This window comes from Taylorella asinigenitalis ATCC 700933 (assembly GCF_000687755.1).
Taxonomy (GTDB): domain Bacteria; phylum Pseudomonadota; class Gammaproteobacteria; order Burkholderiales; family Burkholderiaceae_B; genus Taylorella; species Taylorella asinigenitalis.
Window position 1 is genome coordinate 59,197 of sequence record NZ_JHXN01000003.1, and the last position, 12,537, is coordinate 71,733.

The 12,537-nt window shown below is 36.0% G+C and carries 8 protein-coding genes; 3 read left to right on the forward strand and 5 right to left on the reverse strand.

All coding sequences use genetic code 11. From position 1 onward, the window contains the following. Genes ligA through smc form a run of 3 tightly spaced genes read right to left on the reverse strand, consistent with a single transcriptional unit; the run spans position 1 to position 6,647 of the window. On the reverse strand, positions 1-2,049 hold the full coding sequence (ligA, locus tag T432_RS0103070; RefSeq protein ID WP_028884134.1) for an NAD-dependent DNA ligase LigA: 2,049 nt from the start codon (positions 2,047-2,049) through the stop codon (positions 1-3). Between the two features lies 1 nt (position 2,050). Next, positions 2,051-3,100 (reverse strand): cell division protein ZipA C-terminal FtsZ-binding domain-containing protein, encoded by a 1,050-nt coding sequence (locus tag T432_RS0103075; RefSeq protein WP_028884135.1) that lies wholly within the window; start codon positions 3,098-3,100, stop codon positions 2,051-2,053. A gap of 25 nt (positions 3,101-3,125) precedes the next feature. After that, positions 3,126-6,647, reverse strand: coding sequence for a chromosome segregation protein SMC (gene smc / locus T432_RS0103080; protein WP_028884136.1), 3,522 nt, complete (start codon positions 6,645-6,647; stop codon positions 3,126-3,128). A 101-nt stretch (positions 6,648-6,748) separates the two neighbouring features. Between smc and lplT the strand changes: the two genes are divergently transcribed. Then, positions 6,749-8,065: a lysophospholipid transporter LplT gene (gene lplT / locus T432_RS0103085; RefSeq protein WP_028884137.1), complete on the forward strand. Its 1,317-nt coding sequence runs from the start codon at positions 6,749-6,751 to the stop codon at positions 8,063-8,065. A 7-nt stretch (positions 8,066-8,072) separates the two neighbouring features. Here the strand turns inward: lplT and T432_RS0103090 are convergent, their stop codons facing one another. Together T432_RS0103090 and tsaB are read right to left on the reverse strand one after the other, a co-directional pair. Then, entirely contained in the window at positions 8,073-8,888 is an 816-nt protein-coding gene (locus T432_RS0103090; RefSeq protein WP_028884138.1) for a uracil-DNA glycosylase family protein, read from the reverse strand. Continuing rightward, entirely contained in the window at positions 8,872-10,257 is a 1,386-nt protein-coding gene (tsaB, locus tag T432_RS0103095; RefSeq protein ID WP_028884139.1) for a tRNA (adenosine(37)-N6)-threonylcarbamoyltransferase complex dimerization subunit type 1 TsaB, read from the reverse strand. The genes T432_RS0103090 and tsaB overlap by 17 nt, the downstream gene beginning before the upstream one ends. Positions 10,258-10,325: 68 nt before the next feature. Between tsaB and ompR the strand changes: the two genes are divergently transcribed. Both ompR and T432_RS0103105 read left to right on the forward strand, forming a co-directional pair. Further along, positions 10,326-11,069 carry an osmolarity response regulator transcription factor OmpR gene (gene ompR, locus T432_RS0103100; protein ID WP_015551449.1) on the forward strand — a complete coding sequence of 248 codons (744 nt, stop codon included), beginning with the start codon at positions 10,326-10,328 and terminating at the stop codon, positions 11,067-11,069. Then, positions 11,069-12,466 (forward strand): ATP-binding protein, encoded by a 1,398-nt coding sequence (locus T432_RS0103105; RefSeq protein ID WP_028884140.1) that lies wholly within the window; start codon positions 11,069-11,071, stop codon positions 12,464-12,466. The genes ompR and T432_RS0103105 overlap by 1 nt, the downstream gene beginning before the upstream one ends. The last annotated feature ends 71 nt before the right edge of the window (positions 12,467-12,537 follow it).

Here is a 12,537-nt window from a genome sequence, read left to right on the forward strand (position 1 = left end):
TTATTTTTTTTGAAGTAAAGCCTTAAATTCGCTCTCTGTAAGAATTTCAGTACCTAGCTCCTGAGCCTTTTTAAGTTTACTGTCTCCAGGCTCCGAACCAATTAATAAATAATCAGTTTTCTTTGAAACAGAAGAACTTATGCGTCCCCCTGCGGATATTATTACTTGAGAAATTTCATCTCTTTTCCAACTCTCAAGTGTGCCTGTAACTACAAAGCTATGTCCAGCAATTGCAGGATTTATAGAGATATTCTCCTCTTCAGCTTTTAGTTCAAACCCAAGAGTCAATAAATTCTCTATAACTTCTCTATTGTGTGGCTCTTTAAAGAAGTTATGAATAGAATCTGCCATAACTTCTCCAACATTTGGGACCTGACTTAATTTTGAAGTATCAGCTGTCATGATAGATTGCAGATCTCCAAAATGCTTAGCTAGATCCCTAGCTGTAGTTTCTCCAACATGACGAATTCCTAAAGCAAAAAGAAAACGGCTTAGAGTAGTTGATTTACTAGATTGAATGCGTGCGTGCAGAGTTGGAGCTAAGACTTCTAATTTTGATTCTTCAGCATTACGGCCTAAAACATTTAAATCTGAGACGCTTAAACGATATAAATCATCTAAATGATTAATCTTTCCACTGCTGACTAATTTTTGAATATGCTTATCGCCTAAACCATCGATATTTAGGGCTTTTCTAGATACCGCATGAATTATGCTTTGTGTAACTTGTGCCGCACAAAATAGCCCGCCCGTGCAACGTGCAACTGCTTCACCTTCAGGCTTTTCTACAGCAGATCCGCATACTGGGCAGCTCGTAGGCATTATAAATTTGCGTGCATCTGCAGGCCGCAATTCTGGCAATGACTCCATTACCTCTGGGATTACATCTCCTGCCCTTCGCACAATAACTGTATCACCTATCATTAGGTTTTTGCGAGCAATTTCATCCTCATTATGAAGGGTAGCTTTTTGTACCGTTACCCCACCCACAAATACGGGCTCTAATTTTGCTACTGGTGTGAGAGCCCCAGTTCTGCCAACTTGAACTTCTATATCGAGAAGTTTTGTTTGCATTTGTTCGGCTGCGAATTTATGAGCAATGGCAAATCGAGGAGCCTTTGAGATATAGCCAATTTTTTCTTGAAGTGAGAAGTCGTTCACCTTATAGACCACTCCATCGATATCAAATGGCAATGCTTCCCTTTTCTCCTTCATAGTTTCAAAAAATCCAAGTAGCCCTTCCATTCCATAGACCACTTCTCTATGCTCTGTAACATTAAAACCAAGAGACGAAAAATAATCCAAAAGTTCACTCTGATTCTTAAAAATGCCCTTAGAATTAGAGGATTTAAACTCTCCTAAGCCATAAGCATAAAAACGTAGATTTCTTTTTGAGGTAACCTTAGGGTCAAGTTGTCGAAGACTTCCTGCGGCGGCATTTCTAGGGTTCGCAAAGGTTTGCACGCCCTGCTCTTTTTGAAATTTAACTAATTTCTCAAAATCGCGTTTGAACATTAAGGCCTCGCCCCTAACCTCAATGACCTCTGGCAATGTTCCCTCATTTGGTCTATTTAATTTTATAGGCACTGTACGGATAGTTTTTACTTGAGCCGTTACATCCTCTCCAGTTTGCCCATCGCCCCTTGTAGCCGCATAGTTAAGCAAACCTTGTTCGTATCGCAAAGTAATGGCTAGACCATCAAATTTCGGTTCGCAATTAAATTCAATGTCTCTAGTGCCGCAGGCCTCAACCATGCGATTATAAAAAGCAGTCAGTTCTTCAGTGTTAAATACATTCCCCAAAGAAAGCATAGGAACAGTGTGACGCACTGAGTTAAATATTTTTAGTGCTTCACCGCCTACTCTTTGTGATGGAGAATCAGGAGTAACCCATTCTGGATGTAATGATTCATATTCGAGCAATCTTCTCATCAGACCGTCATACTCGGCATCAGAAATCTTAGGATTGTCTTCGATATAGTAAGCCCTATCGTGTTCAGCAATTTGGGTTTTAAGGGTTTCGTAATCTGAAAAGTCCTCTTCAGACATATTAGTGATATACCCTTCTAGCACGCTCAGAACCAGCTGGGAAGCCATTTTGAGCTAATTCCTGATAAACCTGCAGTAGCTGCGAATCAATTTCTGGAATCACAGGATCGGTAGAAGTTAGCGGTTTATCGTTATCGTCTACTACACTTGCATCGAGTGCAGAAGCTAGTTTGAAAGCATGATCGCATAAATTTGAAAAAGGATTTTCAATTGGCTTACTATTTGGAACATCAATAATTAGTTCTACAAACTCAACTCCAGCGGATCTAATCTGAGTGCTATATTCACCATCGAGCAAAAGATGAAAAAGCACATTATTATTTTCGTCAAGCATGACATGCCCAAGACCATATTCGCTATAACCAAGTCTTTCAGCAATTTCTATAACAGCCTTAACGGGTTGCGGACCATTTAATATAAGCTTAACGCCAACTCTTGCATCTAGTTCCATGCATAAGAGATCAAATTCTTGAGCTTGTTTTAAAACTTGTTCTTTAGGTTTATATTCAACACTTCCGTCAAACGCATTCGCCACGTTATCCGCATATGAATAGGCTGCATCCCATTCTTCTGAAGAAAGTGGACCACTACGATTAGCTAATACAACAGCAAGTTGCAATGAGCTATAAGATTCATCAGATTTTATAGAAGCTCTATGATAGTTATCGTGCGTCTGAGCAAAAAAACGAATAGGCTTACTAAAAACGAGTTTCATATCACGAATATGATGCAAAAGCTTATTTCCGTTTATAGCTTCAGGAAAATTTATATCAAATACCGCTTCACTTATATGGTCTATAGATTCTGCATCATGCTCTTGACGAGAAGCCAAAATAGATTTGGATGAGACCGAGGATTCATCAACTACTGGATTAATGGAATTATGCAAGCCGAGATTATGATCTGGACCTAGTAAGGGATCCTGATCGGTATGTGGAAACTGCTCGCCGATGCGTTTTTCTATCTTTTTTTCCTGCCACCAGTTATAGACTAAAACTATTAGAACCGCAAAGGCTCCGAGCAATAGAATACCAATTTGCATATTAGACATAAAATGTAAGCCTTGGTTTTTGAAATTAACTATCAACCAATTTTACAGCAGATTCAATATCTACAGCCACAATTCTTGATACGCCTTGTTCTTGCTGTGTTACACCAATTAACTGATGAGCCATTTGCATAGCAATTTTATTGTGAGAAATAAATATAAATTGAATATCTTTACTCATTTCAGATACAAGCTTGGCGTACCGTTCAGTATTCGCATCATCTAAAGGTGCATCAACTTCATCGAGCAAACAAAATGGCGCAGGGTTCAATTTAAATAAAGCAAATACCAAAGCTATTGCTGTCAATGCTTTCTCGCCCCCAGAAAGTAAATGAATTGAAGTATTTCTTTTTCCAGGAGGGTGAGCCATGACCTCGACTCCAGAGCTTAAAATCTCATCCCCTATCAATCGAAGTTTTGCCTCACCGCCACCAAATAGTTTCGGGAACATATCTGCAAAATGCTTGTTCGCTTCGTTAAAAGTGTTCGATAAAAGCTCGCTAGTCTCTTTATCGATTTTATATATTGCATCTTCTAATGTGGCAATGGCCTCCTCTAAGTCATCTATTTGTTTTACAAGAAACAGCTTTCTCTCATTGGCTTGTTCTAATTCCTCAAGAGCCGCTAAATTGACGGCACCCATAGCTTCAACTTGTCTGTGCCTATTGGTAATTTGAGACTGTAACCACGTGACTTTTGACCACTCTGAAGGTAGCTCAACTAACTCGTCTTTTATGTGAGCTCTAGAGATTTGAGCCTCATCTAATTTTTCAGAATATTGTTCTGCTAGAATGCGTGCCGCCTGCTCATCGAGTTGAAGCTTAGTAATTGCATCCCTCAATGGATCAATATTATGCGAAATTGTGAGACGATTCTCGTCAATTTTCTTAAGTTCAAATGCAACATTATCTAGAGAAATTTTTATATCGTTTAATGCCTGTGATTTAGCTTCTCTTAAATTTAAAGCCTCTTGCAATGCAGTATTACATGCCGCTTCATCAAAACCTAACAAATCATTATTTAATCTCTCTTGTTCAAGAGTTAAAGTTTCAATTTGCTTGGTGGCAATGACCTTGTTTCTCTCCAGCTCACTTTTTCTTGAACCGAGCGATTCAAATAAAAGTTTAGCCTCTCGAATATCAGCCCTTATGGACTGCACTTTATTGAGTAATGCATTGTAATTATCGTATTTTTGAGCACTCTCATTTTGAAGTTCTCTAAACTTATCTTTATAAACCTTAAGATTTGCTTCTTCTGTATGCAACTCTTCTTCAAAGCCTACAATTGCTTTTTCTACTTCATTTAATTGAGTTTTTGTCTCAGCAAGGTCTTTATCTAGTCTTTCGCTTAAAACTAATGCTTGCTCGAGTTTACTTTTCTGACGGTTCTGCTCAATTTCTAAATTATGAATTTGTTTAGTAATGTTTGATAAATTAACTCGTGAAGTTTCTAGCTGTTGTTGTAAACGATTAGATTCACTTATTAAATTATTTAATTTTTCATTTGATTCATTAGATTGAAGTTTCTGAGCCTTAGTTAATTTTTCGAGATTTTCTATCTCCTGCTGTCTAGCAAGAATTCCAGCCTGTTCATTCTCGGGTGCATATAATAAAACTCCCGTCTCATCGATAATATGGCCTTCTTTGCTTACAAAACATTCACCAGCTTTTAATGTCTGAATTTTCGCATCCAACCCTTCAAGATTCTCTAATACAAAAATTCCGCCAAGCCACTTATGCAAAGAATTTTTTAAGTCTTGATCATGAACCTTAAGCTTTGAGAATAGAGAATTAAAGTCTGAACTTTGTGGCTCTATAAACTGAGTTATTTTCTTAAAAAAACTGAATCGAGCAGGCGGCTTAGAAGATAGAAATTCTTTGATATCTAATACATTTTGTATTTCAACACCCATCAATCTCTCTCTTAGTACAGATTCAAGGGCTACCTCCCACCCAGGTTCAATATGTACTTGCTGCCATAAACGCTTTGAACTTGATAAATCATGTTTTTTAAGCCAAGCTTCTAAAGCACCTTTAGATTGAATTTCATTTTGTAAATTCTGAAGAGCTGTAAGTTTTGCATTGCTTTGAGAATAATTTTTTAAATCCTCATCCGCAATTTCTCTAGCTTTATTTAAAGCCTTAGAAGTTACACCCAAGGATTCTTCTAATTTAAAGAATTCTTCTTCAAGAACCGCTTGTTTATCTGTCAATGATGTCATTTGTTTAACAAGCATCTCAGCACCATCAGTCTTGGGGATATCAATCGAGCTCTTTTCCTTGTTAAGTGACTCCATTTTGGATGAAAGTCTAGATTTATTTCTTTCGTAATCCTGAACTTTCTGTCTCAGTAGTGCGATGGCCTGTTCTAATTTACCTATTTCAGACCTTCTTTCATCTTTTTGTCTTGATGATTGGTGGGCAATGCTCTCGAGTTCAGGCAACCCTTTTGATAATTCAATTTCTTGAGTTTTCAAATCATCAAGTGAATTTTTCTTTGATGCTATATCTTCATCATTTTTAGATAATTCTTCATCCAAAAATTTTATCTGGTCCTTCCATTGAAGCAGTTTTTCCGACAGTTGCTTATTCTGCTCATTAAGTCTTGTTTTTGCATCAGATAAATGCTTGCTTTCAGACTCTAATTTAGTAACTGAATTATTTGTCTCAAAGAATCCTGCTTGAGCCTCCCTCAGACTGTCACTAACTGATTGATAGGCCTGTCTTTTATTTTCTACTTCAAGCTCAGCAGTTTTTAACTCAGCCATAAGCTTTTCTAATTCGGTTGTATTAGAGGATAGTTTTTCTTTTATTGATATTTGATCCTTTTGTGCAGAAGCTTCTTTTAAATACCAGAATACGTGCTCCATTTTCTGAGCTTCTGAAACTAAGGCGTTATATTTAGAGGCCTCTTCAGACTGAACATTAAGTTTTTCAATCTGCTTATCGAGTTCCGATTCAATATCATTTACCCTTTGCAGATTTTCTTGGGTATCAGATAGGCGATTTTCCGTCTCTCTTCTACGCTCTTTATAACGGGAAACTCCTGCAACTTCCTCCAAATAAACTCGCATCTCCTCAGGTTTAGCTTCGATTATGCGATTAATCATGCCCTGACCAATAATTGCATACCCTCGTGAACCAAGACCTGTCCCTAGAAATACGTCATAAACGTCTTTACGCCTAACACTTTGGTTATTTATGTAGTAGCTACTGCTACCTTCTCTAGTTAATATGCGCTTAATAGAGATTTCAGTATACGAACTCCACTGGCCCTGTAGACGACCCTCTGAATTATCAAACACTAACTCTACAGAACATCTACCAGCTGGCTTACGGTTCGTAGACCCATTAAAAATAACGTCTTGCATGGATTCACCACGCAATTCAGAGGCTTTACTTTCCCCAAGGACCCATCTTACTGCATCGATAATATTGGATTTACCACATCCATTTGGACCAACTATACCTACCAAATTACTAGGGATGGCAATGTCTATGGTTTCTACAAATGACTTAAATCCTGAAAGTTTTATATGTGTTAATCTCACGTGTCAAATGATTTCTAATTGTTATTAATGGAATTTTACTTAAAAAAAGGCAATTAAAACTTCTATAATAATTTGCATTCGAATCCCGTAGGTATATTTTTGTGAGAAAAGGCTTTTACACCCTTTTAATAGCTCAAGCATTATCATCTCTAGCAGATAATGCTCTGTTTATCGCTGCTATTGAATTATTACACCAAATTTCAGGTCCTCAGTGGCTAGACTCAGCTCTTAAATGGTTTTTTGCTGCCGCCTACGTTGTTTTGGCTGCTCATATAGGTGCCATTGCTGATACGTTCCCAAAGGGTCGAGTAATGTTTGTCACTAATGGTATAAAAATTATAGGATGTATCATGATGTTTGCTGTTGGATTCTTGAACTCAGACTCAGAGCTTCTACAGCCTATTATGATCACTTTAGCTTATGGCCTAGTCGGTGTAGGTGCCGCTGCATATTCTCCTGCTAAATACGGTCTGGTAACTGAATTACTACATCCAAAATTTTTAGTTCGCGGAAATAGCTGGATGGAAGGTTTAACAGTTATTTCAATTATTTTAGGATTTATGCTTGGTGGCTTTTTAATCAATCATAAATTTGTGAACTGGGTACTTAGTTTTGGAATTTTTGAATCCTTTAAAGATTATCCAGCTATGATAGCCATTCTTTTCATAGGGCTAATTTATATATCTGCTTCTATATGTAATCTATTTATTCCTCGCACAAAATATATTTATCCGAAACAGCCTAAAAATCCAATCACATTAATCAAAGTATTTTCTAATTATGTGGCTATATTATGGAAGGATAAAGTTGGTCAAGTTTCCATGGCAGTTACAACTTTATTTTGGGGTGCAGGTGCCGTAGTTCAGCTTGTCGTTTTGAAGTGGGGGCAGGATCATCTAGGGTTTGATGTATCGGAATCTGCTTTCCTTATGGGTATAGCCGCTATAGGAACCGTGGTTGGTGCAGTTATAGCTGGACGAGTACCTCTTAAAAAAGCTTTTAATGTCCTTCCTGTCGGTGTATTGATGGGATTAATAACTATATTACTAATCTTTGTTAAACAAATGTGGGCGGTATATATAGTTCTAATTTTTATTGGCGGTTTATCAGGATTTTTTGTTGTACCAATGAATGCTATATTGCAACATAGAGGTCATGTATTACTCTCTGCTGGACATTCAATTGCAGTTCAAAATTTTAATGAGCAATTAAATATTTTGCTCTTTGTAGCATTATATGGATGGTTAGTACATTCTGGATTACATATCAATAAGATCATAGTTATCTTTGGCTTGACTGTGTCAGCGTTAATGTATCTACTTATTCTTTTATATAAAAGTAATAAAAACAAATATCCCGAAGCATTTGCTGAAATTGGCTCTAGAAGCCACGGTAAGCTAGCCCACAAAGGACACTAATTCGAATCTAAGAGTGCAGTAATTTTTCAATCTTATTCAAATCTCTCCAAACATTTGCTTTTAGATTTGAATTCTCAATCACAACTCTAGGATTGAAACTGCAGATAAGCGGTATAGATTTATTATTTATGGTGAGTTCAAAAGTTACCTGATTATGTGTAACCTTTTGAGCTCCTGTGAGAATTGCAAGAAGTGATGTATCAAAGCACCATAAAACCTTAGGGTTTATTAACTCTATCTCTCTTTTAAAGACTTCAACAAGCAGATTATTCTGATCTTTTGATAGGAAATTTGGATTATCTGTTTTATAGAATGATGATATGTAAATTTGCTCCTTTTTAATACCTAGTTGAGCAATCATATTATCTAATAGCTCTCCAGGTTCACCGTTAAATTGAGTACTAACTATTACATCTTCTAAATTAGGACTTTCTTCAAAAATCATTAAACGAAACTCCTCAGAACCATTCCACTCCCTCATCACTAATGTATCTGTATCAATAGGAACATTCCATTTACGATACGTATCTAAATACCAAGTCTTTAAATCGGTAAAGCCTTTAATTTTCAAAATGTTTGTATCAATAACTGATGGTTCAGTAGATATGGAAATATCATCGATTGAGGGAATATCCTTAGCAGCAAAAACTTTTTTGCTTAATGATGAATCTTCAGTTTTGACTAAATCACTAGGCCTAACTTTACTTTCTTCAAATTTCTTAGAGTCGCTAATTAATGAGGATTTAAATTTTTCTCCCCACAACCCCTCTACTCCTAGCTGTTTAAGCCATTGAATTTGATTATGGCTAAATTTTCTTTGCATAAACTAAACCATCTTCTTTTTTGCCTGAAGGCATATCGTAATATCCCTTTCTGACACCAATTTTTTCATATCCAAATTTTTCATATAAATTTACTGCAGAATGATTTGAAACACGGACCTCTAATATTTGTTGATAATCATCCAAATTATTCTGAATTTTTTTATCTCTTGCTAATAAATGCATCAATTCAATAAGAAGTTTCGCATATCCCTTATTTCTATACTCTTCGAGTATTCCTATAGTCATAAGATGAGATTCAGTCTCATATAAAAGTTGAACAGCTGTACCTATTAATTCACCGTTTTTAAGTAACATTAAATTTATATAGTTATTATCATAATATGCATAAGAAAATGAGTCACGACTCCAAGGTGTAGCATGAACTTTCCTATCAAATTGATAGACTCTATCAACATCTTCTAAGTCCATAAGTTCAACATTCAGCCCTTCATTTCTAAATTTTTTTGCTAAATCTATATAGTCAATTAGTTCTTCAGGAATTTCTGGTGGAGAACTTTTAGGATTACCCCCAAATCCACTCTTTCTCTCTAAACTAGTAAATGCTACCTTTTTTCTCAAATAAAGCGGTAGTGGTACCGATGCCGACTCTCCATCTGCCCTATCAATCCCCATTTTATTTCTAGGAAAATATCTACCCACTGAGTTATACATTTCGTCTACAAAATGTGCAATAAAAAAAGCTCTTGGTCTATAGGATAAATATTTGTGATGGGGGAAAAACTTTTTTACATTACCCGCAAAAATAAATGGTTGTTCTTGATAGCAATTTTTAATATCAAGATTGGATTGTTTATCAGTCTTTTCAATCTTTTTATTAATTGATTGCTTTTCATTAAATGACTTTACTGTATGCCCATATTTAAGATAAAGTCCATCATAGATTGCTTCCAAGTATGGAATAACATCGTCTTTGTGCACGAGTAAAGGATCAATTACTTCGTGTAAAACTCTATTTTTACTGTAATAGAATCCTCCAAGATAAACTTCGTCCATGCGAGCATCAAAAGCAAGGAATACCAATTTATCTTCTACATCCCGTATGTGAGATACAGTGGACTCAAAAATATTTACACCGTATATCGGAATATTAAGACCTTGTGCGATTCCTTGAGCGATTCCAGCACTTACACGGCATCCAGTAAATGAACCAGGACCTTGAGAAAAAACTACCCCCTCAATCTGGGATTTTTCTATCTTAGCCTCTTCTAAGAGGGCTTCTAATGTAGGTATTAAAGCTTCCGCTATATTTACATTACGATTTAAAGTAACAGAATGAGTCAAAAACGTATCTTTATACAAACATATAGATGCAAGAGGGGCTGAATTTTCAATTGCTAACAAAATCATATTAAAATAGTCAAACTTTTTTTAGTAAATTATTTATATCCTTCATCTATTCTACAAAGGGTAATTGCATGCAGGCAAATGTCCCATCATCAAAAAAAATTCTTGTGGTCGATGATGATCCAAGACTTAGAGAACTATTAAAAAAATATCTATCCGAGCAAGGTTACACTGTAACTACTGTGGAAGATGGAAAAGAAATGTCTAAAGCTTGTCAAAGGGAAAATTTTAACCTCATTGTTTTAGATATTATGCTTCCTGGAGAAGACGGACTATCAATTTGTAGACGTCTTAGAGCAACAAACGATATAACTCCAATCATAATGCTCACTGCGAAATCTGAAGACATAGATAGAATTATTGGTCTTGAGATGGGAGCAGATGATTATATTGTTAAACCGTTTAATCCGAGAGAACTATTAGCTCGTATTAATGCGGTTTTAAGGAGGAATGTTGTAGAACATGAACATCCAGGAGCTCCTTCAACAGACGATTTAGTAGTGACCTTCGGTCCATTTAAGCTAAATCTCTCTACAAGAACTCTTACAAAAAATGACGAGAACGTCCCGATGACTACAGGTGAATTTGCTATTTTAAAAGTATTTGCACGTCATCCTCGCGAACCACTTTCACGTTATAAATTAATGGAGTTAGCTAGAGGAAAAGAATATGAGAATTTTGACAGAAGTCTTGATGTTCAAATTTCTCGTGTTCGTAAATTAATCGAAGTTAACCCTTCGTACCCTCAGTACATTCAAACAGTTTGGGGTCTCGGGTATGTATTCGTTCCTGATCCAGAAAATGGTTTCAAATAATGCCTCATGAAATAGAACAAGGCTCTCACAAAAGTGGATTTAGATTTTCTTTTGGGTTTTCAACAAGAGCCTTCCTATTTCTCTTCCTATCAGCTCTAATTTCGCTCATTATATGGCTTCTTGCTGTTTTATATGGGCAGCAAAATCATAAAGCACTAATCGTAAGTAATCGAATAATAAGCACCTACAACCTATCGGCTAAAGCACTTAAGTACATAAGTCCAGAGTTACAAAGTGAGTTTATAGATAGATTTAATAGATTAGGTGACACAGAAATTCACGAACGATTCCCTAACGATAAAGTGACTCCTGCCTATAGGACTAGAATGTGGAGACTTATAGAAGAGAATTTGGAAGAAATCATTGAAGAAGAAAACATAACCATTGCCTCCGCAGTTAATGGAGAAAAGGGGCTATGGGTAAGTATGAGTATTCCGATAAAAGGTCAGATGCACCACTATTGGATATTTGTAGAAACGCTTGTGTTCTCAAATGATTTTCTTTCTAACTGGTTTCTGTGGTTTGTCACAGCCCTACTAATTTCGGCTATAGGGGCGTATTTACATACAAAAATTTTTCTTAAACCACTAAAAGAAATTTTAAATATTTTCAAAATTCTTAAGAAAAATAAAACCCCTCCTAAGCTTGATACAAGTCATGGATCGCCTGAAGTGATAGATGTTTATCGAACAATTAATGAGACACTTGATCACTTAAATAACATAAATAAAGATAGAGAAATTATGTTAAAGGGGCTCTCACATGACATTCGCACCCCTCTTTCAAGAATTCGCTTGGAAGTAGAGATGGCTAATATTGACGACGCTACGAAAAACAATATTGATACGGACTTAAAGCAAATCGATCATATCATGCATCAGATCCATGAGTTTTCGCAAACTGCACCTGCTGATCAGATTTCTCCATTGAATGTAACTGATGCTGTGAAGATGTATTGTCAGGCTGAGGAAGTGCGTATAAACACATTTGGAGCGAAGTTTATATATGATGTCGAACCTAATCTATATGCCCGAATATCGCTTCTTGATTTAAATCGTATCTTAAGTAATTTAGTTGGCAATGCTCTTAAATACGGCAAATCCAATGATAGAACCCTCGAAATTAATCTCAAGTGTTACGGAAGGGTCCATGATATTTTTATTGATATTAAAGATAATGGGCCCGGCTTTGATCTCGAAGAACTCCCACGACTTATGAAACCATTTGTACGTGGCGAGCCAGCACGTACTGGAGTTGAGGGTTCAGGACTAGGTTTGCCTATAGTTGATAAATTAACGAAATCTATAGACGGTAAATTCAAAATTCTTAAAAATTATCCTAATGGCATACTTTGTAGAGTTATCTTGAAGAGGTATGATGGAAAAAACATTAAATAAATTTTTTATATTGATTTTGTATTTTTAATAAAATTTTTATATAATGATAAATATGCTAATATTTTATTGAC

What these genes read in the sequence shown, in the direction of transcription:
- ligA (WP_028884134.1), bottom strand. Translation starts at nt 2,049, where the DNA reads ATGTCTGAAGAGGACTTTTCAGATTACGAAACCCTTAAAACCCAAATT.
- tsaB (WP_028884139.1), bottom strand. Translation starts at nt 10,257, where the DNA reads ATGATTTTGTTAGCAATTGAAAATTCAGCCCCTCTTGCATCTATATGT.
- T432_RS0103105 (WP_028884140.1), top strand. Translation starts at nt 11,069, where the DNA reads ATGCCTCATGAAATAGAACAAGGCTCTCACAAAAGTGGATTTAGATTT.
- T432_RS0103090 (WP_028884138.1), bottom strand. Translation starts at nt 8,888, where the DNA reads ATGCAAAGAAAATTTAGCCATAATCAAATTCAATGGCTTAAACAGCTA.
- ompR (WP_015551449.1), top strand. Translation starts at nt 10,326, where the DNA reads ATGCAGGCAAATGTCCCATCATCAAAAAAAATTCTTGTGGTCGATGAT.
- T432_RS0103075 (WP_028884135.1), bottom strand. Translation starts at nt 3,100, where the DNA reads ATGTCTAATATGCAAATTGGTATTCTATTGCTCGGAGCCTTTGCGGTT.